At 73.3% G+C, this 25,301-nt stretch carries 22 protein-coding genes; 7 read left to right on the top strand and 15 right to left on the bottom strand.

Annotation, left to right across the window (positions count from 1 at the left end):
* Positions 1-103: 103 nt before the first annotated feature.
* From ABD954_RS29310 to ABD954_RS29295, 4 genes are all read left to right on the top strand, one after another.
* Entirely contained in the window at positions 104-349 is a 246-nt protein-coding gene (locus ABD954_RS29310; protein WP_345490522.1) for a DUF3072 domain-containing protein, read from the top strand.
* Positions 342-2,027 carry a RecQ family ATP-dependent DNA helicase gene (locus ABD954_RS29305; protein ID WP_345490520.1) on the top strand — a complete coding sequence of 562 codons (1,686 nt, stop codon included), beginning with the start codon at positions 342-344 and terminating at the stop codon, positions 2,025-2,027. Before ABD954_RS29310 ends, ABD954_RS29305 begins: the two co-directional genes overlap by 8 nt.
* 146 nt (positions 2,028-2,173) lie before the next feature.
* Positions 2,174-2,575 carry a hypothetical protein gene (locus tag ABD954_RS29300; RefSeq protein ID WP_345490518.1) on the top strand — a complete coding sequence of 134 codons (402 nt, stop codon included), beginning with the start codon at positions 2,174-2,176 and terminating at the stop codon, positions 2,573-2,575.
* Between the two features lie 51 nt (positions 2,576-2,626).
* Positions 2,627-3,001, top strand: a complete 375-nt coding sequence (locus ABD954_RS29295; RefSeq protein WP_345490516.1) for a hypothetical protein — start codon at positions 2,627-2,629, stop codon at positions 2,999-3,001.
* 47 nt (positions 3,002-3,048) lie between these two features.
* Here the strand turns inward: ABD954_RS29295 and ABD954_RS29290 are convergent, their stop codons facing one another.
* Positions 3,049-3,516, bottom strand: a complete 468-nt coding sequence (locus ABD954_RS29290) for an RICIN domain-containing protein (RefSeq protein WP_345490514.1) — start codon at positions 3,514-3,516, stop codon at positions 3,049-3,051.
* Between the two features lie 156 nt (positions 3,517-3,672).
* Between ABD954_RS29290 and ABD954_RS29285 the strand changes: the two genes are divergently transcribed.
* A complete protein-coding gene (locus tag ABD954_RS29285) occupies positions 3,673-4,662 on the top strand; it encodes an NAD(P)/FAD-dependent oxidoreductase (RefSeq protein ID WP_345490512.1) in 990 nt (329 codons plus the stop codon).
* Between the two features lie 51 nt (positions 4,663-4,713).
* Here ABD954_RS29285 and ABD954_RS29280 read toward each other — a convergent pair whose 3' ends face one another.
* The 5 genes from ABD954_RS29280 to ABD954_RS29260 all read right to left on the bottom strand — a co-directional run bounded on the left by ABD954_RS29280 (position 4,714) and on the right by ABD954_RS29260 (position 12,343).
* Positions 4,714-5,316, bottom strand: coding sequence for a helix-turn-helix domain-containing protein (locus ABD954_RS29280; RefSeq protein WP_345490510.1), 603 nt, complete (start codon positions 5,314-5,316; stop codon positions 4,714-4,716).
* A gap of 206 nt (positions 5,317-5,522) precedes the next feature.
* On the bottom strand, positions 5,523-6,665 hold the full coding sequence (locus ABD954_RS29275) for an acyl-CoA dehydrogenase family protein (protein ID WP_345490508.1): 1,143 nt from the start codon (positions 6,663-6,665) through the stop codon (positions 5,523-5,525).
* A gap of 4 nt (positions 6,666-6,669) precedes the next feature.
* Positions 6,670-7,419 (bottom strand): thioesterase II family protein, encoded by a 750-nt coding sequence (locus ABD954_RS29270; RefSeq protein WP_345490506.1) that lies wholly within the window; start codon positions 7,417-7,419, stop codon positions 6,670-6,672.
* A 2-nt stretch (positions 7,420-7,421) separates the two neighbouring features.
* Positions 7,422-9,068 (bottom strand): GMC family oxidoreductase, encoded by a 1,647-nt coding sequence (locus ABD954_RS29265; RefSeq protein WP_345490504.1) that lies wholly within the window; start codon positions 9,066-9,068, stop codon positions 7,422-7,424.
* Positions 9,065-12,343: a non-ribosomal peptide synthetase gene (locus ABD954_RS29260; protein WP_345490502.1), complete on the bottom strand. Its 3,279-nt coding sequence runs from the start codon at positions 12,341-12,343 to the stop codon at positions 9,065-9,067. Before ABD954_RS29260 ends, ABD954_RS29265 begins: the two co-directional genes overlap by 4 nt.
* Positions 12,344-12,567: 224 nt before the next feature.
* Here ABD954_RS29260 and ABD954_RS29255 point away from each other — a divergent pair, with 224 nt between their 5' ends.
* A complete protein-coding gene (locus tag ABD954_RS29255; protein ID WP_345490500.1) occupies positions 12,568-13,155 on the top strand; it encodes a flavoprotein in 588 nt (195 codons plus the stop codon).
* Between the two features lie 73 nt (positions 13,156-13,228).
* Here ABD954_RS29255 and ABD954_RS29250 read toward each other — a convergent pair whose 3' ends face one another.
* The 9 genes from ABD954_RS29250 to ABD954_RS29210 form a co-directional block, all read right to left on the bottom strand.
* Positions 13,229-13,636 (bottom strand): RidA family protein, encoded by a 408-nt coding sequence (locus ABD954_RS29250; protein WP_345490498.1) that lies wholly within the window; start codon positions 13,634-13,636, stop codon positions 13,229-13,231.
* Positions 13,637-13,742: 106 nt separating this feature from the next.
* Positions 13,743-15,200 carry an NAD(P)/FAD-dependent oxidoreductase gene (locus tag ABD954_RS29245; RefSeq protein WP_345490496.1) on the bottom strand — a complete coding sequence of 486 codons (1,458 nt, stop codon included), beginning with the start codon at positions 15,198-15,200 and terminating at the stop codon, positions 13,743-13,745.
* 69 nt (positions 15,201-15,269) lie between these two features.
* Positions 15,270-16,019 carry a methyltransferase gene (locus ABD954_RS29240; protein WP_345490494.1) on the bottom strand — a complete coding sequence of 250 codons (750 nt, stop codon included), beginning with the start codon at positions 16,017-16,019 and terminating at the stop codon, positions 15,270-15,272.
* 109 nt (positions 16,020-16,128) lie between these two features.
* A complete protein-coding gene (locus ABD954_RS29235; protein ID WP_345490491.1) occupies positions 16,129-17,355 on the bottom strand; it encodes a Cmx/CmrA family chloramphenicol efflux MFS transporter in 1,227 nt (408 codons plus the stop codon).
* Between the two features lie 305 nt (positions 17,356-17,660).
* Positions 17,661-18,125, bottom strand: a complete 465-nt coding sequence (locus ABD954_RS29230) for a group II truncated hemoglobin (RefSeq protein WP_345490489.1) — start codon at positions 18,123-18,125, stop codon at positions 17,661-17,663.
* A 107-nt stretch (positions 18,126-18,232) separates the two neighbouring features.
* On the bottom strand, positions 18,233-19,072 hold the full coding sequence (locus ABD954_RS29225) for an AfsR/SARP family transcriptional regulator (protein ID WP_345490487.1): 840 nt from the start codon (positions 19,070-19,072) through the stop codon (positions 18,233-18,235).
* A gap of 351 nt (positions 19,073-19,423) precedes the next feature.
* On the bottom strand, positions 19,424-20,362 hold the full coding sequence (locus tag ABD954_RS29220) for a class I SAM-dependent methyltransferase (RefSeq protein WP_345490485.1): 939 nt from the start codon (positions 20,360-20,362) through the stop codon (positions 19,424-19,426).
* A 406-nt stretch (positions 20,363-20,768) separates the two neighbouring features.
* Positions 20,769-21,518: a thioesterase II family protein gene (locus ABD954_RS29215; protein ID WP_345490484.1), complete on the bottom strand. Its 750-nt coding sequence runs from the start codon at positions 21,516-21,518 to the stop codon at positions 20,769-20,771.
* Entirely contained in the window at positions 21,515-22,015 is a 501-nt protein-coding gene (locus tag ABD954_RS29210; RefSeq protein WP_345490482.1) for a condensation domain-containing protein, read from the bottom strand. The genes ABD954_RS29215 and ABD954_RS29210 overlap by 4 nt, the downstream gene beginning before the upstream one ends.
* A 383-nt stretch (positions 22,016-22,398) precedes the next feature.
* Here ABD954_RS29210 and ABD954_RS29205 point away from each other — a divergent pair, with 383 nt between their 5' ends.
* Positions 22,399-25,293, top strand: a complete 2,895-nt coding sequence (locus ABD954_RS29205; protein ID WP_345490480.1) for a BREX system ATP-binding domain-containing protein — start codon at positions 22,399-22,401, stop codon at positions 25,291-25,293.
* Positions 25,294-25,301: the final 8 nt, after the last annotated feature.

Here is a 25,301-nt window from a genome sequence, read left to right as displayed (position 1 = left end):
CACGGCGTCCGAGGACGGTCTCCGGCGAGGAGCGTCCGACTCCGACCGGGCTGTGGGGTTCGCCGCCGTGGGATTCCTCCCGTGAATCGGGTAGCGGTATGGCATGAGCGACGCACAGGACCCGAGCAAGGACGTCGAGGACTGGGTGACCGGCGACGAGCCGGCCACCGGCCCGCAGCTGAGTTACCTGCGGACACTGGCCCGAGAGGCGGGCGAGGAGGTACCGCCCGACCTGACGAAGGCGCAGGCGTCCAGGATGATCGACCGCCTGCAGGGGGCTTCCCCGCGCACCGGCGGGAACGGGAGTGCGGACTCCGGCACGCCGGAAGACGGCACCGGCGGTGGCTGACACCGCCGGCCGGCTCCGTGAGGCGGCCGGGACGGCGTTCGGCTGGGACGAGCTGCGGCCGGCGCAGCTGAGGGCGATGCACGAGGTCATGGCGGGGCGCGACACCCTGGTCGTGATGCCGACCGGGGCCGGGAAGTCGGCGGTCTACCAGGTGCCCGCGCTGCTGCTCGACGGTCCCACCGTCGTCGTCTCACCGTTGCTCGCCCTCCAGCGGGACCAGATCGCCGGGCTGCTGGAGCACCGGGCCCCGCAGGCCGTCGCCGTCAATTCGGCCCAGTCCGCGAAGGAGACGGAGGAGGCGTGGCAGGCGGTGCGCGCCGGGGACGCGGAGTACCTGTTCCTCTCCCCCGAGCAGCTGGCCAAGGACGAGGTGCTGGAGCGGCTCTCGCGGCTGTCGCCGGCGTTGTTCGTCGTCGACGAGGCACAGTGCGTCTCCGCCTGGGGGCACGACTTCCGGCCCGACTACCTGCGCCTGGCCCAGGCGGTCCGGCGGCTCGGCCGTCCGCCGCTGCTGGCGCTGACGGCGACGGCGGCTCCCGCGGTACGTCAGGAGATCGTGGACCGGCTCGGCATGCAGGAGCCGGCTGTGGTCGTCGCCGGTTTCGACCGGCCGAACATCGCCCTGCACGTGGTGCGGTTCCAGGACGACGACGACAAGCGCCGCGCCGTGGTGGAGCGTGCGGCCGGGGAGCCGAAGCCGGGGATCGTCTACGCCGCCACCCGCAAGGACACCGAGCGGTACGCCGAAAAGCTGGCCGGCCTGGGGCTGACGGCCGCCGCCTACCACGCGGGCCTGCGCAGCGGTGAGCGGTCCCGGGTGCACGACGCCTTCCTCGACGGAACCCTCGACGTCGTCGTGGCGACCTCGGCCTTCGGCATGGGCATCGACAAGGAGGACGTACGCTTCGTCCTCCACGCCGCCGTTCCCGGTTCTCTGGACGCGTACTACCAGGAGATCGGGCGCGCGGGCCGGGACGGGGAACCGGCGGTCGCCGTGCTGCACTACCGGCCCGAGGACACCGGCATGCAGAACTTCTTCGCCGCCCGCACGCCCGGCCGCGAGACGCTCGGCAAGGTCGCCCGCCGGCTCGACGAGCGGCAGGAGCCCGTGGAGCTGGACGCGCTGCGGGACGAGACGGGGCTGTCCCGCAACCGCCTCACGGCCGCGGTCAACCTCCTGGAGGAAGCGGGGGCGGCAGACACCGATGACCCGGGCGCCCTGCGTCCCGCGCCCGGCGTGTCCGCCGACGAGGCGGTCGCGCGGGCCGACGAGGCCGCGCAGACCCACCGCAGGCTGGAGCGGACGAGGGTCGAGATGGTCCGCGCCTACGCGGAGACCACGGGATGCCGCCGCAGGTTCCTCCTGGGCTACTTCGGAGAGCCCTACGAGGCTCCGTGCGGGAACTGCGACGTGTGCGAGGGCGCCGCGTCGGACGCCTTCGACGCGGCACCGGCCGCGGACGCCCCCGAGGCCGGGGGCACGGAGCGGGGCCGGGCCCCGTCCCCCTTCCCGACCGGGGCGCGGGTCCGCCACCCGGAATGGGGCGACGGCACGGTCCTCAGCGAGGAGGACGACCGGATCACCGTGCTGTTCGACACCATGGGTTACCGGACCCTGTCGCTGGCGACCGTCGAGGACCGCGACCTGCTGTCGGTCCTCGAACCACCGCCCGGCTGACACCGGCGGCTTCGACGCACGCGGAGGGCCGGGCCCGCTCCGGCTTCGGGGCCAAGAACGAGTGCGCCCCGCACGCCCCGTACGAGCGTCCGCGAGCCCCTGTGCCACGGGCATGTGCCGCCACCGCGGTGTCTATGTTGATCGACATGTCACGGTTTATGACCTGCTGCGCCGCGCTCGTCGGCCTGCTGCTCGCCGCGTCCGCCCCTGCCTCGGCGACGCCCCCGGCCCCCGCCGAAGGCATCGCCTCCTCGTCACGGGCGTCGGTCCTCTTCGACATCTGGTTCAACCAGTTCGGTTACTCGCCCACCAAGAACCTCACCGTGGGCCGCCACTGGTACACGCTCTCCGCCGACTGCGACGGCGGCGGCTCGGTGGCGGGCCAGCTGTACCACTCCGCGCTCGGCGTGGACAAGAAGGTCGGCTCGGTCTTCCTCGTCCCCTGCGGGGGATCGCGGAACGTCACCTACAACGTGCAGGGCGGTTGGTACTACTTCTACTTCCTCTCCGGCGTCGACAACACCCGTGTCATCGGTGAAGGCGCCTGACCGCGCGCACTCCCGTCCCGTCTGTCTCCCGCACCGCTCGGAAAGGTCCTCATGCGTGCTGTTCTCGTGGCCGTGACCACGGCCCTCACCCTCGGTCTCGCCGGCGTCCCGGCGGCGTCGGCCGAAGCGACCCCGTCGGCTGCCGCCGCCTCGTTCGACGTCTGGTTCAACGGAAACGGCTACTCACCGAAGGCCGACCTCGCGGCCGGAGCGCACAGCGTCTCTCTGCGCGCCGACTGCGACAGCGACGTCGTGGCGGGCCAGCTCTACCACGTGACCTGGGGACGCGACCGGAAGGTCGGCAACGTGGTGAGGATCCCCTGCGGGGGATCCGCCCACCCGCTCTACCAGCTGAGCGGTGGTGAGTACTACTTCTACTTCCTGTCCGGCGTCGACAACACCCGGGTGGTGGGTACCTGGGCCTGAGGGGCCGAGGCCGGAGCCGGCTCCGGAGCCGGCTCCGGCCGGCGTGGTCAGTGCCACAGCTGATAGCTGGAGTTGTTGCACCTGAACGTGCGGACGCCCTGCTCGCTGTCGTCCAGGCACAGCCCCGTCGCCCGGTTCCGCAGGATGATGTTCGGTCCCGCTCCCACGGCGAGCCACCGCTGGTTGCGCGACTGGTGGTCGCACGGTTCCGTCTTCAGACTGCCCGCCCACCCCCCTTGGTCCACCAGGCAGTCGGCCGTCACGAGGTTCTGCAGCACCGCGTAGGCGCCGTCGACCCGGTGGACCTCCCATTTCTGCCAGGCATCGCCATGACAACGGAACGTGCGCAGCCCCGCCTCCTGACTGTCGTCAAGACACAGGCCCGTGTACACGTTCTCGAACGTCTGCAAGGGGGCGGCCCGTCCTGCCGCGGGGGAAGCGGGAGCCGGTGAGGCCGTGGTCAGGGAGCACGCTGCCGTGAGGATCACCGCACTGGCCATGATTCGGATGCGCATGAGGCCGACGGTAGGGACATCGGGGCCCGGCCGATGGGTCGGCGGCCCCTGATTCACCCCAAAGGACGCCCCGTCCGGCCGGCCCCGTCCCGGGAACGGCAACAAAGATTGCCCGGGGCGGCGGCGGACCGCACCCTGGCGGCGGAGGTGATCGCCATGACCGGCGCCAACAACGACACCAGGAACCGAACCTCGTACGACGTCATCGTGATAGGCGGCGGCGCGGGCGGGCTGAATGCCGCGCTCGTGCTCGCCCGGGCCCGTCGCACCGTCGCCGTCGTCGACTCCGGGGAGCCCCGCAACGCCCCCTCGGCCCACATGCACAGCTTCCTCTCCCGCGACGGCGTGCCCCCGCTCACCGTGCTGGAGGCCGGCCGGGCGGAGATCGCGCGCTACGGCGCGGTCCGGATCGAGGGCCGGGTGGACCAGGTGGAGGCCGGGGAGGCCGGCGGGTACGTGGTGCGGCTGGAGGGCGGCGCGAGCCTGGACGCCCGGCACGTGGTGCTGGCCACCGGGCTGCGCGACGAACTGCCCGAGATCCCGGGCGTGCGAGCGATGTGGGGCGAGGACGTGCACTTCTGCCCGTACTGCCACGGCTACGAGGTCCGCGACCAGCCGATCGTCGTGCTCGGCGTGCACCCGGCCTCCCCCGGGCAGGCGCTGCTGCTGCGCCAGTGGTCGCGGCACGTCGTGTACGTGCCGCACACCCGCCCGCTCGACGACGAGGAGCGCGAGCGCATGGACGCCCGCGGGGTCGAGGTGGTCGAGGGGCCGGTGTCCACGCTGCTGAGCAAGGACGGCCGGCTGCACGCGGTGGAGCTCGCCGACGGACGGACGGTGGAGTGCGCCGGTGTGTTCCTGTTCCCGAAGATGACGCCCAACGACGGTGCCTTCGACGGCCTCGGCTGCGAGAAGGACGAGCAGGGCTGGCTGGTCACCGACCGGGCCGGCCGCACCAGCCGCCCGGGCCTGTGGGCCGTGGGCAACGTGGTCGACCCCCGGGCCCAGGCCGTGACCGCGGCGGGCATGGGCGCCGCGGCCGCGTTCGCCCTCAACCACGACCTGGTGGACGAGGAGATCGAGCGTGATCTCGCCGCGCACCGCGCCGCCGTCCAGGGCGCGGAGGTCTCCGTCACCGCGTCCTGAACGCACGGGCGACGGCCACCGCGCCCCCTCCGCCCCGCGCCCGCCGCCGGCTCACTCGCCGGAGGCGGGCGTCCGGCGTGTCGGGCGGGCGCGTACGTGCATCCGCTCGCCCTGGCGGCCGAAGACGCTGAGGACCTCGACCGGCCCCTCCCCCGTGCTGCCGAACCAGTGCGGCAGCCGGGTCTCGAACTCGGCGACCTCGCCGGGGCCGAGGACCAGGTCGTGGTCGGCCAGGACGAGCCGGAGCCGTCCGGAGAGGACGTACAGCCACTCGTAGCCCTCGTGGGTGCACAGCTCCGGCGTGGACCGACTGGCCGGCAGGATCATCTTGTAGCTCTGCAGCGGGCCGGGCTGGCGGGTCAGCGGCAGCACGGTGTTGCCGTTCACGGCGTGCGGCTTGAGCCGGACGCGCGGGTCGCCCACCTCCGGGGCGCCGACCAGTTCGTCGAGGGGGACCTGGTGGGCCTGGGCGATGGGGAGCAGCAGTTCGAGGCTGGGGCGGCGCTGTCCCGCTTCGAGGCGCGACAGGGTGCTCTTGGAGATGCCGGTGGCCTCCGACAGCGCCGCGAGGGTGACACCGCGAGCGGTGCGCACCCGCTTGAGCCGGGCTCCGACAGCGGACAGGGCCTGGGTGATCGTCGGTGACTGCTCCACGCCGTCATTAGACCGATCTGTTCCCGAAGTCGCAACCAGAGGTGCGGTTTTCGGACCGCGTGTGCCCCGCTCCCGGCCATGTCGACCGGAAGCGGGGCGGACGGGGACGCGGGACGGGCGGGGGACGGACCGGGGGGACGCCCGGGGGGGACGCCGGAGGGACGCGGGACGGGCGGGGGACGGACGCCGGGCGGACGCGGGGCGCTTCAGAGGCCGAGGGACCGGCCGATCAGCTCCTTCATCACCTCCGTGGTCCCCCCGTAGATCGTCTGCACCCGGCTGTTGGCCCACTCGCGGGAGATCGCGCTCTCCTTCAGATAGCCGTAGCCGCCGTGGATCTGCAGGCAGCGGTTGGCGATGTCGACCTGGAGCTCCGTCGTCCACCACTTCACCTTGGCGGCGTCCGTCACCGACAGCCGCCCGGCGTTGAGTTCGGCGACGCAGTGGTCGAGGAAGACCTGGGCGATGGTCAGTTCGGTGTCCATGGTGGCGAGCTGGAAGCGGTTGTGCTGGAAGCTGCCGACGCTCTGCCCGAAGACCTCGCGGGTCTTGGCGTATTCCAGCGTGTCGGCCAGCATCCGCTCGGCGGCCGCGACGGCCACGGTGGCGATGCTCAGCCGCTCCCGGGGCAGCCCGGCCATCATGTAGGCGAGGCCCGCGTTCTCCTTGCCGATCAGGTTCTCGGCCGGCACCCGGCAGTCGTCGAAGAACAGCTCGCAGGTGTCGCTGGCGTGCCAGCCCAGCTTCTCCATGCGCCGCCCGCGGGTGAAGCCGGGTGTGCCGCGCTCCACCACCAGCAGGCTGATGCCCTGGGCACCGCGCTCGGGCGCGGTCTTGGCGGCGACCACGACGACGTCGGCGTTCTCGCCGTTGGTGATGAACGTCTTCTGCCCGTTGAGGACGTAGGAGTCGCCGTCGCGGACCGCCGTGGTGCGGATGTCGGCGACGTTGGAGCCGGCGTCCGGCTCGCTCATCGCGATCGCGGCGATCAGCTCGCCCGAACACAGCCCGGGCAGCCAGCGCTTGCGCTGCTCCTCGGTGGTCCGCTCGGCGAGGTAGGTGGCGATGACGTCGTTGTGGGCGACGAAGCCGGGGGCGGTCGCCCGGGCCCACATGATCTCCTGCGAGAACACCGCCGGATAGCGGTAGTCGGGCTCGCCGCCACCGCCGTAGGCGGGGTCGACGCCGATGCCGAGGAGGCCCGCCTGCCCGGCCTTGCGCCACACCTCGCGGTCGACGATGCCCTCCCGCTCCCAGCGGGCGTGGTGCGGCAGCACCTCCCGGTGGAGGAACTCCCGGCAGGTGACCCGGAACTGCTCGTGCTCGGCCTCGTACCTGCTGCGTGCCATGCGGTCACCCCTTCCCGGGGTCGGTGTCGTCGACGATGGTGGTCAGGGTGTCCTTGGGGCGCTGGACGGCGGCGAAGTGGCCGCCCTCGATCTCGACCCGGCGGACCGGGGCCGTGCTGTGCGCGGCCCACTGCCAGACCTTCTCCGGCGGGGCGTGGACGTCCTGGCGGGCGGCGATCAGGGTGAGCGGGAAGTCCACCCGCAGCCCGGACGCCTCCCGCGCGAACTCGCCGCGCACGGCGTCGTCCTCGCGGAGCATCCGCAGCAGGATGCGGCTCATCGTCGGGTCGGCGAGGACGGCGGGCGGTGTCCCGCCGTCGGCGGCGGTCCGTTCGAGCAGTTCCTCGTCGGACACCGAGTCCAGGAGCGGACCGGGCCGCTGGAGCGCGGGCGGGATCGCCCCGGAGAGCACCGCCCGCTCCGGGGGGACGCCGACCTGGCGGGTCACCTCCGCCGCCACCGCCAGGCTCGTGGTCGAGCCGAAGCTGTGTCCGAAGGTGGCCCAGCGCAGGCCGGGCGTCCGCTCGCGTTCGGTGAGCAGATCGGCCACCACCTGCTCGGCCATGCACCGCACGAGGGCGTGGTAGCCGGCGGCCTTCCGCTCCTGGCGGCGGGTGCCGCGGCCCGGGGCGTCGACGCCCCGGACCAGCAGGTGCGGCTCGCCGAGCTGCTGCCAGCCGCGGTAGACCAGGGAGGTCGCCCCGGCGTGCGGGAAGCAGTAGAGCCGCACCGGGGGCCTTGATACGGGCTGCACGGTCACTCCTTCGTACTCCGGGCCAGCTTCTCGGCCAGCATCAGGGTGGTGAGGTTGGTGGGAGCGCTGGGGATGGTCGGGAAGAGCGAGGCGTCGGCGATGCGCAGGTTCTCGGTTCCGTGGACCCGGCCCTCCTGGTCGGCGACGGCCCACGGGTCGGTGGCCGGTCCCATCCGGCACGAACCGGCCGCGTGCCAGCCGGGGTTCATGATGTGCCGGACGCCGCTGCGCAGCACGCCGTCGTTGGCGACCATGCGGTCGCTCCAGAACTGGGTCCTGACCAGCCGGCTCGACAGGCCCGGGGACCGCAGGAAGCTCCAGGCCCGGCGCACGCCGTGGCACAGCCGCTCCACGTCCTCGGCGTCGGTGCCCAGGCCCAGTTCGATGACGGGCGAGGCGAACGGGTCGGCGCTGTCGAGGAAGACCCGGCCGCGGGAGCGCGGGCGCATCAGCATGACCGAGATGCCGACGACGAGCGGCCAGCCGAGCCGGTCGACGAAGCCGGGGATGGTGTGGCTCTCCACGTTGTTGAGCAGCCCCACCTGGACGTCGACGTCGTCGTCGTAGCCGCTGCTCATCCTGGCCGCGACCTGCCGCCAGGGCAGGCCGGGGGTGCAGACCCCGTCGGCCGGCTTGGACCAGATGACGACCGAGGGGTGGTCCACCAGGTCGCGGCCCACGCCGGGCAGGTCGGCCACGGGGGTTATGCCGAGCGCCGCGAGCAGCCCGGCCGCGCCGACGCCCGAGCGCTGGAGGATGACGGGGGTGCCGACGGCCCCGGCGCTGAGCACGACGTTCCGGGCCCGGATCGTGACGAGCCGGCCGTCGAGCTCGGCCTCCACGCCGACGGCCCGGTTCTTCTCGAACAGCACCCGGGTGACGCGCAGTCCGGTGCGCAGCCGGAGGTTGGGCAGCTCGCGGACGCCGCTCAGGAAGGCGGTGGAGGCGTCGATGCGCTCGCCGTCCACGGCGTTGCCGGGGATGGGGCCGACGCCGGCCTCGCGGCCGTCGTTGAGGTCGGGCAGGTCGCCGACGCCCTGCCGGTTGCACTCCTCCCAGAAGGCGGCGTCCAGCGGGTGGACCCGGTCGCGGGGGGTGCGGCGGATCGGCAGCGGCCCGCTGTCGCCGTGCAGCCGGCCGGGGTGGTCGGCGTCGTTCTCGATGTCCTTGTAGAAGGGCAGCACCCGCTCCCAGGACCAGTCGGGGTTGCCGGCGGCCTCCCAGGCGGCGAAGTCGCGGGGCAGGCCGCGCAGGGCGATGGCGCCGTTGACGGCGGAGCCACCGCCGACGACCTTGCCGAGCTGGTACGGGAAGCGGTCCCGCAGCGCCCGGGCCTCCGCCCGGCCGCCGGTCCGGCCGGTCCCGGCCGCCGGTGCCCCGCCCCGGACCAGCTCCTCCAGGCGGTCGCTGGTGCGCAGGTTGGCCCGGTAGTCCCAGTTGTGGCCGGCGAGCACGAGCCGTCCCGCGTCGGCCAGCGGGTGGGCCCGGTCCCGGGGGCGCGGCTGGTCCTCGCCCGCCTCGATGAGCAGGACGTTCCCGGAGTCCCGGGCGGCGAGCCGGGCGGCGGTGAGGGCTCCGGCCGAGCCGGCTCCGACGATCAGGTACTCCCACTCGCGGGTGTCCGCGGCGGGGTCGTGGTGGGTGGTCACGCGACGGGCTCCTCGAGCTTGGCGATCAGTTCGGCGAAGGACGCGATCGACGCGTTCATGAACAGGCCCTCGACCATCTCCTGCTCCGTGTCGGGCTCGATGGCGAACTCGCCGCGCAGCAGCGCGAGCAGGCCGACGGCGTGCAGGGAGTCGCCGCCGATGTCGAAGAAGCCCTCCTCCACGCCGAAGTCGCTGTGGCCGAGCTGCTGGGACCAGAGGGCGAACAGGCGCTCCTCGACCCTGCTGCGGGGGGCCACCCGGCTGGAGGCGGTGTCGGAGTCGTCGTTCCACGGCGTGGGCAGCGCCTTGTGGTCGATCTTGCCGTTCGCCGTCAGGGGCAGGGTGTCCAGGGTGAGGAAGCGGCTGGGCACCATGTAGCCGGGCAGCACGGCGGTCAGTGCCTCGCGCAGCTCGGCCGGGTCGGGTTCCGCTCCGGGCTCGGGCACCACGTACGCGGCGATCTGGCGCTGTCCGGTGCGGGCGTGGGCGGGCGCGGTGACGAGCGCGGTGCGCACGCCGGGCCGGCGCAGCAGGGCGGCCTCGATCTCGCCCAGCTCGACCCGGTAGCCGTTGATCTTCACCTGGAAGTCCTCGCGGCCCAGGATCTCGATGTCGCCGCCGGGCAGATAGCGGCCGAGGTCGCCGGTGCGGTAGACCCGCTCCCCGGTGACGGGGTGGACGAGGAAGCGTTCGGCGGTGCGCTCGGGGTCGCCGAGGTAGCCCTGGGCCACGCCGGTGCCGCCGATGAAGATCTCGCCGGTGACGCCGACGGGCGAGGGCTCCAGCCACTGGTTGAACACGTGCATGGTCTGGTTGGCGAGCGGCTTGCCGTAGGGGATGCTCGACCAGTCGGGCGAGACGTTCTCGATCGGGTGGTGGATCGACCAGATCGAGCCCTCGGTGGCGCCGCCGAGGCTGATCACCCGCATCGCGGGGATCTTCTCGCGGATCCGGTTCGGCAGGTCGACCGGGATCCAGTCGCCGCTGAGCAGGGCGAGCCGCAGCCGGCAGCCGCGCGGGACTCCCCCGTCGCCGAGCGAGTCGATCCACATGCGCATCGGGGCGGGCACGCTGTTCCAGATGGTGACGCCGTAGCGGCCGATGAGCTGCGACCAGTGGGCGATGTCGTTGCCGCGCGCCGGGTCGGGCACCACGACGGCTCCGCCGGCGCCCAGGACGCCGAAGACGTCGTACACGGACAGGTCGAAGCCGGTCGGGGCGAGCGCCATCGTGCGGTCGTCCTCGCCGACGCCGAAGCGGCGGTTGATGTCCTGCACGGTGTTGGCGGCGCTGCGGTGGGTGATCATCACGCCCTTGGGTTCGCCGGTGGAGCCCGAGGTGAAGATGACGTAGGCGAGGTCGTCGGGGCCCTGCCGGCGCTCGGGGCGCTTCGCGGAGCACGAGCGGGTGGCCTCGTCCTCGGCGGTCACCACCGTCACGCCGGCCGGCCAGGCGAGGGTGTCGCGCAGTTCCGGGTCGGTGACCACGGCCCGTACGGAGCACCGGGCGAGGAGCTTCAGGCGACGCTCCTCGGGCAGTTCGGGGTCGATGGCGACGTACGCGGCGCCGGAGTGGAGCACGCCGAGCAGTGCGGAGTACTGGGCGGCGCCCGGCCGCATCGACACGGCGACGATCTCGTTGGGCGCGGTGCCGGGATCGTCGATGAGCCGGTGCGCGATGCGGTGGGCGTCCTCGGTGAGGGTGCGGAAGGTGGTCTCGGTGCCGGGCGTGACGACGGCGACGGCGTCCGGCCTGCGGGCGGCCGCCTCGGCGACCAGCTCGTGCAGCAGCGCGGGCGGGATGTCCTCGGCGGTGGCGTTGGCCCGCTCCCGCTCCTCGCGCTGGGCGGCCGGCAGCGGCACGATCCCGCGGGTGGCGTCCCACACGGAGGCGTCGTGGGCCAGCCGGTCGAGCAGCGTCACGTACGCCTCGAACATGGCCTCCAGGGTGCCTTCGGGGAACAGTCCCTCGACCGCGTTCCAGTTGACCGTGAGGCGGCCGTCGAGTTCGAGGATCTGGTTCTCCAGCCACACCTGAGGGGTCCGGCTGTGGTCGTGGACCAGCTCTCCGAAGGACTCCAGGCGTCCCTCGTCGGGAGCGCCGTCGCCGGCGCCGAGCGTGCTGGAGAAGACGACGGGCATCGAGGCCCGGCCGTCGTCGTTGCGGCGGGCCAGGTCGCGCAGCACCCTGATGCCGCCGTACGAGGAGTGCGCCAGGTCCTGAAGGGCCTGCCGCTGCACGGCGCGGGCCCGCTGCTCGAAGGTCTCCTCGGCGCGGCCGCGGACGGCGAGCAGGCTGGGGGCGAGGAAGTCGCCCATGACGGAGTCGAGCTGCGGGTGCAGCCCGAGCCGGTGGAACTGGGTGACGGTCAGGGTGAACTCCTGCCGGCGGGACCAGGTCCGCACCACCTCGGCGTACGCCGCGAGGAGCGCCCCGGACGCGGTGAGCCCGTGCCGGGCGGCCGCGGCCCGCAGCGCCTGCCAGCGCTCCGGTGCGAGGACGGCCCGGTGCCGTACGAAGCGGGGGGTGCCGAGCTGCTCGGGCGCGGCGGCGAGCGGCAGCTCGGGGGCGGGCGGCAGGGTGTCGAGGCGGTCCGCCCAGTAGGCGGCGGCCTCCCGGCCCAGGGCGTCGCCGCGCAGTTCCTCCTGCGCGAGCACGTAGTCGCGGAACGACAGCTCCAGCGGCTCCGGGCGCCGGTCGGGCTCGTCGTAGAAGCGGCGCCACTCGTCGAGGAGCCGACGCAGTCCGCGCATGTCGAGGAAGAGCAGGTCCACGGCCAGGTGGAGCCGGATCCGGTCGTCGTCGAGCAGGGTGGCGCGGATGTCGAGCTGCGGGGCGCGGTCCGCCGGCAGCACCTGCTCGGTGAGCTCGGCCCGTATGCGGTCGATCTCGGCGGTCTGTTCCCCGGCGGAGCGGCCGCGCAGGTCGGTGCGGCGGATGACGTACGGCTCCACCTCGTCGACGGCGAGGACCCGCTGGGTCTGGTCGGGGCCGGCCACCGTGCGCAGGGCGTCGTGCCGTTCGACGACCTTCCGCAGCGCGTCGGTGAGCCGGTCGAGGTCGAGGCTTGGACAGTCGAACTCCAGGTAGTACTGGCTGGAGATGCCGCCGAGTTCGAGGCCCTTGTGGCGGCCGATCAGATAGGCCTGCTGGATGTCGGTGAGCGGGAACGGCTCGTGACGGCGTTCCGGCTGCGGCTTGAGGTCGGGCAGCCGGGTGTCGTCCAGGCGGGAGTGGCCGGCTCCGCCGCGCAGCTCCGCGAAAAGATCCTCCATGGAGGTCCGCCCCTTTTCAATCAGTTGCCCTGACGGGCTTTCGAATTCCCATACGAAAAGGGAGGTTAGGAGGGGTGGTATAGGGCCTCAATACGGTCCGACCGTAGGGACGACCGTAGGGTTTGGGCCGCACTCGACCGCCGCTCGACTCAGGCCCGACTCCCTTGCCTCGTACCGGACTTGACCATTGACCGGCGGTGGGATCACGACGACATCATCGGGGCATGGAAATTCAGAACTCCCCGGCGGCGACCGGGAAACGCATACTCGTCGGCGGCACCGGATCGATTGCGGTGACCCGGCTTCCTTCGTATATCGAGGCGATGCGCCGGCAGATCCCCGGCAGCACGTTCACGGTTCTGCTCACCCACACCGCCACCTCGTTCATCGCGCCGGAGAGCCTGGCGCTGTTCGCCGAGCGGGTGGTGTACGGGGAGTCCCCGGCCGACTGGCCGACGGACAAGCCGTCGCGGCTGGCCGGCGACCACGACGTCCTGGCGGTCCTGCCGGCCACCGCCCACACGCTGGCCGCCGCGGCGGGCGGGGCCGCGCCCAACCGGCTGATGACGGTGGCGCTCTCGGTGGACTACCCCGTCGTCTACTTCCCGGTGATGGGCGCGAAGATGTGGCACAAGCCGGCCGTGCAGCGGAACATCGCGCGGATCCGTGAGGACGGCGCGCTGGTCAACGAGCCGGAGTGGCACGACGGTTTCGACCCGACGACCGGCACGGTCAGCCACCATCCGGCGCTGCCCTCGCCGGAGACGGTGGCCGCGGTGATCGAGGACCTGCTCGCCAAACCGCGGCACTGAGCCGGAGACGTCGTCAGGCCCCGCCGGGAAGTCCGGCGGGGCCTGGCGACGTGTGCGGTGGTGCGTGCGGCTGTCAGGAGGTGATGGCGGTGGCCTCGATCTCGATGAGGAAGTCGGGCTCGGCGAGGGTGGCGACGCCGACCAGGGTGGTGGGCCGGATCACGTCCGCGCCCAGCTTGGCGGCGGCGCGCTCGGCGCCCGCCGTGATGGCCTCCCACTTGTCGAGCGACCAGTCGACGACGTACATGGTCAGGCGCAGGACGTCGTCGAACGTGGCGCCGGCCGCTTCGAGACCGGTGGCTATGTTGAGGTAGACCTGCTCGGTCTGGGCGGCGAGGTCGCCCGTGCCCACGGGTTCGCCGTCGGCCGTGCGCGGGGTCTGGCCGCTCAGGAAGACCACCCGGCTGCCGGTGCCGACGGCCAGCTGCCGCCATCCGTAGGGCTTGGGGAGACCGGGCGGGTCGATGGGCTCGACTGCCATGACTGTCCTTTCTCGACGTGCCGTGCGGGCAGGGGCGGGCCGCCCCTGCCCGCACGGCGGCGGTGTGGGTGTGGTTGTGGGTGCGGGTCGGGTGGAGCAGCGGGCGTCAGCTGTGCTCGCGGCAGGTCGCGTAGTACTTGCGCAGCAGGCTGACGAGCTCGGGGTCGAAGCGGGAGGCGAAGAGCAGCTCGGCCGGCGGGGTGAACTCCGGGTCGAGTTCGTTCGCCCAGGCGAGGGTGGCCGGGCGCAGGTCCATCTCGATCCAGTGGTGCCACTCGACGGGGATGGTCCAGTCCTGCTCGTAGCCGATGCCCATCTGGTGGTCGATGAGGACGTCGACGATCTCCTCGCGGGTGCCCGTCCGCAGCGGCTGCCGCAGCGGGGCGAAGCGGTCGAGGTCGGCGACCGGCTCCTCGCCGAGGATGCGGGCGGCGAAGTCCTTCGCCAGGAGCGGGGAGAGGTGCAGTCCGTCGCGGTAGGTGCCGGTCATGATCCACAGGCCCTGCATGCCGCCGTGGCCGAGCAGCGGGAAGCCGTCCATGGACACCGGGCGGTTGCCGACCTGGACCTTGGCGACGTCGCTGTTCCAGAGGTTGCGGCGTACCTGGCGGTGGGCGCACTGGAGGAGGAAGACCAGGTCGCGCATCTCGGCGGTGTCGCGCGGCTCCACGGAGATGACGTTGGTGGCGCCGAGGTAGACGTGCCCGTCGCCGCGCGGGACGACGTGCAGGCCGCAGGCGAAGGAGCGGTTGGGGGTCCGGATGACGCTGTCCGGGGTGGTGCCGTCCACGGTCTTGATCAGGGAGGAGACGCCGTAGCCGCTGACGAGGCGGGGGACGCGGGAGCCGATGGGCAGGCTGTCCAGGAGTTCCTGGCTGTTGGCGCCGGCGGCCAGGGTCACGTGGTCGGCGCTGATCGTCCGGCCGGAGGTGGTGACGACACCGGTGACGCGCTCGCCCTGGTGCACGACACGGGTGGCGAACTCGGGGACGAGGGTGGCGCCGGCCCGGACCACGGCCTGCTCGAGCCGCTCCAGGAGGGCGGCGGCGTTGACGGCGTGCTCGCCCGGTATGTGGAAGGCCCTCAGCGGGCGGGAGATCGGCTCCGCGTCCACCCAGTCGAGGTCGGTGGGCTCGATGTCCTCGAAGGGCTCGTCGTAGCGGGTGAGCTCGGCCCGGATGGCGTTGTAGTTGGCGTCGTCGATCTCGGCGGTGCCGATGGTGTTGAGGATGACGGTGGTGCCGTCGGCGGTCTTGACGGGGGCACCCTCGGTTCCGGCCTCGAGCTCGCTCAGCCACTGCGGCCACAGCTTGCCGGCCTGGATGCCGAGTTCGAGCTTGGCGCGGCCGTGCTCGGTGGCGAGCAGGGAGGTGGTGACCTCGCCGAAACAGCCGAGCATCGCTCCGGCCGCGGCGGATCCGGCCCACGGGCGGTGTGGCAGGCCGAGCACGGCGACGCGCTGTCCTCGCTGTGCCAGGACCCAGGCGAGCGAGAGTCCGAGGACTCCGTTGCCGGCGATGACGACGTCGAAACCGGTACCGTTCGCGTTCCCGTTGGTGCTCATGACATTCCCATCTTCCGGGGCGGTCCGCCGCCCTTTCGTGAATTCGAATTCGTCTGAACAGGTACTGGGTCAGCCGCGCAGGAACTCGTACATGGTGAAGTCCATGTCGACGATTCCGCGCTCGTCGGTGTGGGCCGCGACCACGGGCGAGGCGGGGAAGTCCGCGGCGGGCAGTCCGACGGTCTCGCTGCGGTAGCGGCGGCCCCGGAATCCGGCGTCGGCGGCGGCGCGCAGCAGCTTGTCCTTGTTGCCCATGGCCTCGCTGGTGCCGATGTAGAGGCGGCCTCCCGGCGCCAGGTGGGGTACCGCGTCGCGGAAGAAGCGGCGCACCATCTCGTAGCCGGGGTCGAAGACCGCGCGTTCGATCTGGCCGGCGTAGGGGCGGCTCTCGGGCGCCTCGATGAACGGGGTGTTCCAGAAGACCAGGTCGAAGGGCTCGGCGGGCTCCAGGGCGTCGAACAGGTCGCTGGCCAGGGCCGTGACCCGGTCCGAGACGCCGTGCCGGGCGGCGTTGCGGCGGGTGTTCTCGGCCGCCGCCGGGTTGATGTCGAGGGCGACGACGCGCTCGGCGCCGCGCTGGGCGGCGATCACCGCCGCGATGCCGGCGCCGCAGCCCATCTCCAGGAAGCGGATGCCCTTCTCGTAGGGCACCCAGGAGGCGAAGGACGCGGGGCCGGGGTCCGTGTAGGGCGGGAAGACCTCGGGGAGCAGTTCCCATTCCTGGTCGAGCAGGGTGAAGGTCGTCTGCGTCGGACGGTCCGGGCTCTGGATCTGTGACACCACCCAACTTCCGAGTTCGTAACCGAGTTCGTTGTCCATGAGATCCTCCGTGAGGGGAGCCGGCGGAGGAATTCCTCCGGGGGAATTCCTCCGCGGCTCCGGTCGTGGGATGTACGGGGAGCGCGGACCGGGGAGCGGACGGGCGGGGTCAGTTCTCGCTCGTCTGCGGGCTCCGCGCCCGACTGCGGGCCATCGTCCGGTCGATCAGGACGACCGGGACGGTGATCAGGGCCAGGCCGGCGCCCAGCCAGGGGATGGAGGTCAGTCCGGCGCCGGCGCCGAGGGCGACGCCCGCGAGGACCGGGACCAGGCTGATGCCGAGCTGGAACATGGAGACGGCGGTCGCTCCGGCGAGCGTCGGCGCGTCGGCCGCCACGGTGAACACCCGCCCGTAGATCGCCGGGTTGAGCACGAATCCGGCGACGCCGAGGAGCAGCACCAGGACGACGACGGCGATCGGCTGCTCGGCGAGGAGGGCGAGCAGCACCGAGGTGACGAGGATGCCGCCGGCCCCGATGAGCAGGGCGTGGTGGGGTCGTCCGTCGGCGATCCGGCCGCCGATGGACAGGCCGACGAAGGCGCCGATGCCGAACAGGACGAGGATCGGCGGCACCCACACGGCGTCGACTCCGGTGATGTCCGTGAGGAACGCCGCCAGGTAGTTGTACGAGATCATGTACGCGGCGGTGCTGAGCAGCGTCGCGGCGTACACCACCCACAGCTGCGGCTGCCGCATGGTGCGCAGTTCGCGGCCGACGCTGGGCTCCTGGGCGGCGGTGGTCGCGGGGACGGCGACGGCCGTCGAGACGGCGCCGAGGACGGTGAGGGCGACGACCGCCCAGAAACCGCCCTCCCAGCCGGTGAAGTGGCTGAGGAAGGCGCCGGCCGGTCCGCCGCCGACCATGGCGATGCTGAGTCCGCTGACCACCACGCCGGAGGCGCGGGCGGTGCGGTCGGGGGTGACGAGTCCGATGGCGGTGACGGCGGCGACCGCCCAGAACCCGGCGTAGGCCAGGCCGCACAGGAAGCGGGTGACGATCAGGACGCCGAAGTTGTCGGTGATCAGGCCGATCGCCACGCAGAGGGCGAAGAGGACCTGCGAGGTGACCAGCGTGGTGCGCCGCGGCCAGCGGAGCGTCAGGACCGCCAGGGGCGGTCCGCCGATGACGACGCCGATGGCGAAGGCGGAGATCAGGGCGCCGGCGGAGGAGAGCGAGATGTTCAGGTCGTCGGCGATGTCGGGGAGGACTCCGGCGAGCAGGAACTCGGCGCTGCCCATCGCGAACAGGCTGAACGCGAGCAGGTAGACCGCGAGCGGCAGCCGGTCGCCGGTCTTGCGCGGGGTGGCCTCGTGGGCTTCGGTCTTGACGCTCATCGGCGGCCGCCGAGCGGACGGGGAGTGGTCGGTCGCATGGGGCGAACTCCTTGTCGGGACGGTTCGGGACGGGCGGATCGGGGCGGGTGCGCGCCGGTCTGCCGGGCGCGCGGAGTCCGGCACCGCCGGGCTCCCGGGACGGCCGCCCTCGGCGGCGCGGACGCCGCGGCGATCCGCTGGATCACGGTGATCACTACCGGTCCCCATGCTGGAACCGAGCGTGGCGGACGGACAACATTTGTTGCCGATTCCGGGACGGGCGGGCGGGATCCGGCGGGGCCGGTTCCGGGCTCGGCGCCCGCCCGTCAGTCGTCACCGGGCAGGGCCTCGCCCCAGCCCCACTTCTTGATGGTGGTACGGCTCGAAGGGCCGACGCCCGGCTGGGAGTTGGCCATCGCGCGGCGTGAGCCGAACTCGATGTAGCCGACGAACGCCGAGCGGAACTCCGCGTCCTCGGGAAGGCCGACGACGTCCATCGCCTCCAGCATCAGCTCGACCCATCGCGCCCGCTGTTCGGGCTTGATGGCGCGGTTCCGGTGCCGGGAGACCATGTGCGGGTAGCCGCCGTGCTCCTCGGTGTAGCGCTCGGGGCCGCCGAGGACCTCGCCGAGGAAGGTGGCGACGTGCTGCGGGTGGTCGTCGTCCATGTACCGGAAGAGCGGGGCGAGGATCTCGTCCTTGCGGACGCGCCGGTAGAACTCCTCCGTGAGTCGTTCCAGCGCCTCGGCGCCGCCGGCCCATTCGTAGAGGGTGGGGATCCGGTCCGTCACTGTGTCACCTCGTGTGGAGTGCTCGATGTCGGGTGCGGAGCGCGCTCGGGCCGCGCACAGGTCGACGTGGGCGCGCTCGGGCCGCGTACCGGCCGAAGCGGGCGCGCTCAGGCCGCGTACAGGTCGAAGGTGGGGGTGGGCGGGCCGCCCTGGGCAACGGTGTCGAGCCGGGGGTCGACGGCGAGCATCGCCTGGTGCAGTCGCTGGAGCTGCGGGGCGGGTTCCAGGCCCAGGTCCTCGATCAGCCGCCGGCGCAGCCTGCGGTAGAGGTCGAGGGCCGCGGACTGCCGTCCGGAGCGGTAGAACGCCACCATGGCCTGGGCGTACAGCCGCTCGTGGGCCGGGTGCCGCTCGGTCAGTTCGACGAGCTCCGAGAGGAGTTCGGTGTGCCGGCCGAGCCGCAGGTCGGCGTCGATGCGCCGCTCGGTGGCGAGCAGCCGGCTCTCCTCCAGTGCGGCCGCGTGGATCCGGAGCGCGGACCCGGCGCGTACGTCCACGAGCGCGGGGCCCCGCCACAGCGCCAGGGCCTGGCGCAGCAGCCGGGACGCGAGCTCGCTGTCGCCGTCCGCGAAGGCCGCGTGGCCGGCCCGGGCCGTCCGCTGGAAGACGAAGGCGTCGACGTCCTCCTCGGCGACCCGCAGCAGGTAGCCGCCGTGTCCGGTGGCGAGGAGCCGGCGGGCCGCCCCCGTCGCGTCCGGCGTCGCGCCGCCCTCGTCGAGGGCGGTGGCGAGGACGCGGCGCAGCCGCAGGACGTAGGTCTGGAAGGTGGTGTGCGCGCTGCGCGGCGGCACCGGTCCCCACACCTCCTCCCACAGGGTGGACACCGGGACGAGCTGTCCCGGGTGGAGGGCGAGGAGCGCCAGGATCTGGCGCGTCTTCGCCGCCGTCGGGACGGCCCGGACGCCGTCCGACTCGGCCTCCAGCGGGCCGAGAATCCGTATCTTCACGCTTCCTCCGTCACTCGCACGCGCCTCGGCCGGTTTCCCGCTTTCGCCGGGGCGACCGCTCTGGGAAGGAACGTAGAAGTGCGGGGAGGGGGTCCTCAATACGGTGGGACCGTAGGGCTGACCGAAGAATCTGCGGTGGGGTTCGCCCTTCGGTCACGCGGACCACCGGACATAGGGAGACGGCCCGCGGCGGGAACGCCACGGGCCGTCGGATCTGCGGGGGACAATGCCGGGGGAATGTGCGGGAGGACGTGAAGGGAATCGTCCCGGAGATCGTCCGGGACCGAATGGACGTGGATTCCTTCGGGTAATTCGAGACCCCCCCGCTTCTACTAAGGAATTACGGAGAGATCAGGCGCGGGGCCGGCACAGGCGGGCCGTGTGCACGGTGACCGCCGTGAGGTAGAAGGCGTCGGGGCGCCACAGGATGCCCGTGCAGGCGTCGCCGTCCAGGAGCTGCTCCACGGTCAGCCGGTCGACGAGGTCGAGCCGGTCGCCGAGGTCGTCGAGCAGGCGGCTCAGCCGGGTGTGCAGATGGCGGCGCGCGGCCAGGTCCAGCGGGGCGGGGAAGTCGATCAGGAAGGTGCGGCTGCCGGTGGGGACGAGTCCGGCGGAGGCCAGCAGGCACGGCCAGTCTTCGACCACGGAGGTGGCGCCCGGCAGCCGGGCCCGCGCGGCGGCGAACCGCTCCTCGAGGGCGGCGTCCAGGCGGGCCTGGAGACCGGGTTTCCCGATGCCGATGTCGCGCGGCAGGAAGCGCGGCGGCAGCCCTCGTTCGGCGACGGCGAGCAGTCCGCCGGGCCGCAGGGCGGACGCCAGGGCGCGCAGCGCCGCCTGCTGGTCGCCCAGGTGACGGCAGACGTTGCCGGTCCAGATCAGGTCGGCGGGTCCGAGCCGGCCGAACTCCTCAGGCCGCTCGGCCCGACGGGTGGTGATCCGGCCGGTCAGCCCGTGCTCGGCGGCGCGGGCCTCGGCGCGGGCGAGGAGCGCGTCGGACCGGTCGACGGCGACGACGTCGGCGAGCGGGAAGGCACCGGCCAGGGCGCAGGAGGCCACGCCGGGGCCGCTGCCGACGTCGACGATCCGGCGGACCGCCGCCGTCACCCGGTCCTCGGGGCCGAGCAGGCCGCGCAGCCAGTGCGCCGCGTCGGCCAGGAAGCCCGCGTGCAGTTCCGCCTCGTGCTCCGCCTCGTGCTCCGGCCGCTGCTCCGCCTCGTGGCCCGCCTCGTGCACCGGCTCGGCGCCGGGGGCTTCGCCGCCGAGGCCCGGGGAGCGGTGTGTGGGTGTCATCTGGTCACCTCCGGCGGCCAGGATGTGGAAGCGGCCGGGACGGGGCAATTCCTGTTGCCGATTCCGGAACGGGCCGGGGGCATCCGTGGCCGGGGCCGCCGTCGGGCCGGCCGGAACGGGCCGGGTCACCCGCGGCCGGGGGCGCCCATGGCCGGGCCGCCGCCGGGCCGGCGCGGATCGGGCCGGGTCACCCGCGGCCGGGGCCGCCCATGGCCGGGTCGCCGCCGGGCCGGGCCGGAACGGGCCGGGTCACCGGTGGCCGGGGTCGCCGTCGGGCCGGGTGGGAACGGGCCCGTTCCCGTAGGGGCCCCGCCCCCAACAGCCCCGGTCCCGCCTCGGGCCCGCCTCGGGCCCGCGTCGGGCCCGCGTCGGGCCCGGTCCCGGCCGGTCCCGGCCGGTTCCGTGGTCAGTACGCGGCCGCCGCCAGGAGGCGGCGCGCGGCGGCCGGGCGGATCAGGTCGCGGGTGAAGGTGTCCAGGAGCTCGCGCTGGGCGGTGAGCGGGAAGTAGTGGTCGCCGGGGAAGGTCTCCACGCGCAGGGCGCGCCGGGTGCAGCGGCGCCAGCCGGCCAGGTCGAGCCCGGTGACGGTGCGGTCCTGGAGGCCGCCCATGGCGGTGACGGGGCAGTGCACGACGTGGCGCGGGTCGCGCCGGTAGGACTCCATGACGGCGAGGTCCGCGCGCAGGGCGGGCAGAGCGCGGGCCGCGCGGCGCGGGTCCCGGTCGACCGGGGGCATCCGGCCGCGGTCGCGGAGCCTGCGGATCATCGCCGCGTCCGGCAGATGCGCGACCGCGCGCTCCGGCAGGGTCCGCTGCGGCATGCCGGAGCCGGAGACGTAGAGCCGGTCGGCGACGGCGTCGTGCTCCCATTCGAGGCGGGCGGCTATCTCGTACGCGAGGAGGGCGCCGAAACCGTGCCCGTAGAGCGCGAACGGCCGGTCGCACATGCGGGCCACGTACGGCATGATCTCGGCCAGCAGCGGCTCCAGGCTGTCGCAGGGGCGGGTGCGCGGGTGGCGGCCGCGGCCGGGCAGCTCGACGGGGGTGACGACCACCGAGGGCCCCATGGCCTCGGTCCACGGCAGGTACACGCCGGCGGAGACGCCCTCGAAGGGAAGGCAGAACAGCCGCACCGAGTTGTCGCCGGAGCCGGTCATCGGCCCACCGACCCCGCGAGCAGGTCGCCGGCGCCGTCCGGGCACCGCGGGGTGCCGCCGCGCAGCAGGACGGCGTACGCCTCGGTGGCCCGCTCCAGGAGGCGCAGGCCCGCCCGCCGGTCCATCAGCTCGCGGGCGTAGCGCCAGGCGAAGGTCCAGGTCGTGTCGTCGCGCCGGATCAGGGTGGCGCACATGGGGCCCGTCGACGGTCCCTGGCCCGCAGGCAGTCCCGTGGCCGACTCGTGGGCGAGCCGCTCGGCGAGGCGGGCGTCCTGGACGGCGGGGCGGGTGGCGCGCCAGTCGACGACCTGGAGTCGGAAGCCGGGGCCGAGGACGGTCTGCCAGGCCTGCTCGTACACCAGCGGCAACAGACCGGTCAGGGAGAGGACGAACCGCTCGGTGCGGACGTCGCCGTCGCGGGGGGCGGGGGCCGGGTGCGGCGGCAGGGCCGGGCGGACGGCCCATAACGGCCGGAGCTCCTCACTGGTCGCGGTCACGGGGACACCGATCCTTCCATCAGATTTCGCCATTAGGCGGCGGGTGAATATGTCAGGTCCCGGAGGAGCTCGTCATCTCCGGCTCACCGGTCACCGCCGCAATGCCGTGCAGACCGTACCCGTGCGGTCCCCACGCCCATCAATACGGGGGGACCGAAGCAATGGCCGAAGGAATACTCATCGATTCCCTCGGGTGGCGGGAGGTCGTGTTAGCGTCGGGCGCATCAGAGGTGTACGCCGTTCACCGGTGATCGGGGGATCGACGTGGGGGGGCTCGGTTTTTCTCCACTCCGCCTGCTGAAGCCTTTCCGCCCGGCCGGCGACGGATTGATCATGACCGGGAATTACCCTTGACGGCGCTGGTCGGCAGGAGGTTCAGGGCGGTGCCCCAGGAACTGTTCGGCAGAAGCGAAGAATCCAAGATCATCACTGAGCTGCTCGCGTCCGCCAGAGCGGGCGCGGGCGCGGTCGCGCTGATGGAGGGGATCATCGGGACGGGCAAGACCTCCCTCCTGCGCTGGGCCGAGGACACCGCCCGCGAGCAGGGCATGGTCGTGCTCTCCGCCACGGCCTCCCCCACCGAACAGCGCTTCTCCCTGGGGGTCGTGCACCAGCTCCTGGGCACGCTGCCCGAGACGGCGGACGGATGGGAGCGCGCCTTCGCGTCGAGCGCGCGGGGCGACGGCCGGCCGGCCGAGTCCGACTACCCGCTGCTCGCGGAGCTGTGCGCGGCGGTGGGCCGGGCCGCGCGCCGCACCCCGATCCTGCTCACGGTCGACTCCGTCCAGCACGCCGACCGCACGTCGCTGCTGTGGCTGGGCTTCCTCAGCCGGCGGCTCGACAACCTGCCGGTGGTGCTGCTCGCCACCAAGCGCTGCGGCGAACCGGCCAGCGACCAGCACCTGCTGGTCGAGTTCATGGAGGGCGTGCGCCCCGACCGCCACATCCACCTGCACGACCTGAGCCCGAGCGCCGCCTCCGACCTGGCCGCCGCGCTGTGCGGCCACGACCACGCGTCGGTGGACGCGCTGGTCGCCGACACGGGCGGCAACCCCTATCTGTTGACCGAGCAGATACGGACCGTGCCCGCGGGATCCGGCGGGCCGCTGTCCGCCGGGCCGGGGCACGCGCACCCGCACGCGCCGGACGCCCTCGCCGGCCGGGCAGCGGCGGACCCGCCGGACGAGCGGATGCGGCTCCAGGCGGTCAAGGAGCGCATTCTGTGCATGCTCCGGCGGCTCGATCCGCACTGCCTGGAGGTCGCCCGCGCGGCCAGCATCCTGGGCTCGCCGCTGGACCCCGCGATCCTGGCGGACCTGTGCGGCGTGCCGACCGAGGACGCCTGTCGCAGCCTGTCGCGGCTCACCGAGTCGGGCCTGCTCTGCCGCCACGACATGACGTTCCGGCACCCGCTGCTGGCCGGGCTGCTCTACCAGGACATCCCGTGCGCGGAGCGCGCCGAACTCCACCGGCTCGCCGCCCGGTACATGTGGCGCCGCAACGCGCCGCGCGAGGACGTCGCCGCCCATCTGCTGCGCTCCCACCGGCTCGACGAGCCGTGGATGACGCGCCTGCTGCTCGACGCCGCGCAGGACATGGTGGGCCGTGACCCCGCCGGGGCGCGGCGGCTGATCGAGAAGGCGGTGCTGCACGGCGTTCCGGACGAACTGGCCGCGCGCGCCGAGGGGTTGCGCATCCAGGCCCTCACCGCCCTGGACCTGCCGGCCTCCGCCCGGGCGCTCAGCGCGCACGCCGCCGGGCAGCTGGGGTCGGAGGACCGGCTCCAGGAGGCGCTGCGGCTCTCGGACATCCTGCTCCGCCTGGACGAACTCTCCTGCGCCCGCGAGGTCCTGGAGGACGCCCGCGAGGAGATCGGCGTCCTGGACGTCTCGGCCGAGGCCCGGTTGCGGGAGCGGCTCACCGAGATCCGGCTGCACGAGGGAACCTACCGCCCGGGCGGCGACGAGGGCGAGGACCGGCTGGAGCGGGTGCTGCTGCTGCGCACCGCGGCCGGCGACTCGGCACCGGCGGTCCGGCGGATCGCCGACCGGTTCCTGGCCGTGCCCCGCGCCCCGTACGGTTCGCCCACCTGGTACCACGCGCTGCTCGCGCTGCTGTGGGCGGGCGACGCCGACAAGGCCCGGCGGCACATGGACACCGAGGTGCGCCTCGCCCGCGCCGAGGGCACCGTGACCCGGATCGCCGAGGCCCTGGCCGTACGCGGTCTGGTGCAGCTGCACCGCGGGCAGCTCGCGGACGCCGAGGACGACGCCCGCCAGGCGCTCGACCTGCTCACCCGGATCGCGGCCGCCGCCTACCACGCGGGGGCGCTGGCCCGCAGCGTCCTGATCGACGTGGCCCTGGAGAAGGACGACATCGCCGCGGCCGGCGCACTGCTCGACGAGGCTCCGCCGCTGCCCGGCGAGCAGCCCGTCACCTGGTGGCGGCTGCACCTGCTGCACAGCGCGGGGCGGGCCCTGGGCCGGCTGGGGCAGGCGCAGCGCGGTCTCGCGATGATCGCCCACTGCGAGGAGGAGCTGGTCCGCCGGGGCATCGTCAACCCGGCGGTGCTGCCCTGGCGTTCCACCCGCTCCGCCCTGCTCCTCGCCCAGCGCAACATGGCCGCGGCCCGGCGGGTCGCGCGCGAGGAGACCGATCTCGCCCGCCGCTGGGGCGCTCCGTTCGCCCTGGGCCGGGCCCTGGTCGCGCAGGCGGCGGCGAGCTCGGGGCAGGAGGCGCTGCAACTGGCCGACCAGGCACTGGAGATCCTGGAGCCGGCTCCCACGCCGCTGCTGTTCGCCCACGCCCTGTACGAGGCGGGGCGGGCGCACCGGCAGATCGCCAAGGTGCGCCGCACCCGCGAACTGCTGCACCGCGCCAATGAGCTGGGGATCTCCCTGGGCGCCGACGGTCTGGTGGAGGCGGTCCAGCGGGAGCTGCGGTACGCGGGTGGCAGGCCCGATCCGCGCAAGGACTCCCCGGAGTCGCTGCTCACACCGGCCGAGCGGCAGGTCTCGGAGCTGGCGGCGGGCGGGATGAGCAACCGGGACATCGCCCATCTGCTCAAGGTGAGTCTGCGGAACGTGGAGTCCCATCTCACCCATTCCTACCGGAAGTTGCGGATCAGCGGCCGGCACGAGCTGGCCAAGCACTTCCCGCCGGAGGAGAAGGAGCCGGCGGCGGCTCCGGTGCTGCTCTACCAGCCCAGGACCGCGCCGGCCCCGCACGCGCGGGCCCGGTCCGCGCTCACCGCGCGGCACCAGCTGCGGACCGGCTGACGGACGGC

Source organism: Streptomyces roseoviridis, assembly GCF_039535235.1.
Taxonomy (GTDB): domain Bacteria; phylum Actinomycetota; class Actinomycetes; order Streptomycetales; family Streptomycetaceae; genus Streptomyces; species Streptomyces roseoviridis.
This window is presented reverse-complemented; position numbering and strand designations above follow the sequence as displayed.

Excerpts from the sequence above, each read along its gene's own strand:
- ABD954_RS29290 (WP_345490514.1), bottom strand. The coding sequence starts at position 3,516 with ATGCGCATCCGAATCATGGCCAGTGCGGTGATCCTCACGGCAGCGTGC.
- ABD954_RS29250 (WP_345490498.1), bottom strand. The coding sequence starts at position 13,636 with ATGGCAGTCGAGCCCATCGACCCGCCCGGTCTCCCCAAGCCCTACGGA.
- ABD954_RS29220 (WP_345490485.1), bottom strand. The coding sequence starts at position 20,362 with ATGACACCCACACACCGCTCCCCGGGCCTCGGCGGCGAAGCCCCCGGC.
- ABD954_RS29255 (WP_345490500.1), top strand. The coding sequence starts at position 12,568 with ATGGAAATTCAGAACTCCCCGGCGGCGACCGGGAAACGCATACTCGTC.
- ABD954_RS29260 (WP_345490502.1), bottom strand. The coding sequence starts at position 12,343 with ATGGAGGATCTTTTCGCGGAGCTGCGCGGCGGAGCCGGCCACTCCCGC.
- ABD954_RS29310 (WP_345490522.1), top strand. The coding sequence starts at position 104 with ATGAGCGACGCACAGGACCCGAGCAAGGACGTCGAGGACTGGGTGACC.
- ABD954_RS29300 (WP_345490518.1), top strand. The coding sequence starts at position 2,174 with ATGTCACGGTTTATGACCTGCTGCGCCGCGCTCGTCGGCCTGCTGCTC.
- ABD954_RS29235 (WP_345490491.1), bottom strand. The coding sequence starts at position 17,355 with ATGAGCGTCAAGACCGAAGCCCACGAGGCCACCCCGCGCAAGACCGGC.
- ABD954_RS29245 (WP_345490496.1), bottom strand. The coding sequence starts at position 15,200 with ATGAGCACCAACGGGAACGCGAACGGTACCGGTTTCGACGTCGTCATC.
- ABD954_RS29240 (WP_345490494.1), bottom strand. The coding sequence starts at position 16,019 with ATGGACAACGAACTCGGTTACGAACTCGGAAGTTGGGTGGTGTCACAG.
- ABD954_RS29215 (WP_345490484.1), bottom strand. The coding sequence starts at position 21,518 with ATGACCGGCTCCGGCGACAACTCGGTGCGGCTGTTCTGCCTTCCCTTC.
- ABD954_RS29275 (WP_345490508.1), bottom strand. The coding sequence starts at position 6,665 with ATGGCACGCAGCAGGTACGAGGCCGAGCACGAGCAGTTCCGGGTCACC.
- ABD954_RS29295 (WP_345490516.1), top strand. The coding sequence starts at position 2,627 with ATGCGTGCTGTTCTCGTGGCCGTGACCACGGCCCTCACCCTCGGTCTC.
- ABD954_RS29285 (WP_345490512.1), top strand. The coding sequence starts at position 3,673 with ATGACCGGCGCCAACAACGACACCAGGAACCGAACCTCGTACGACGTC.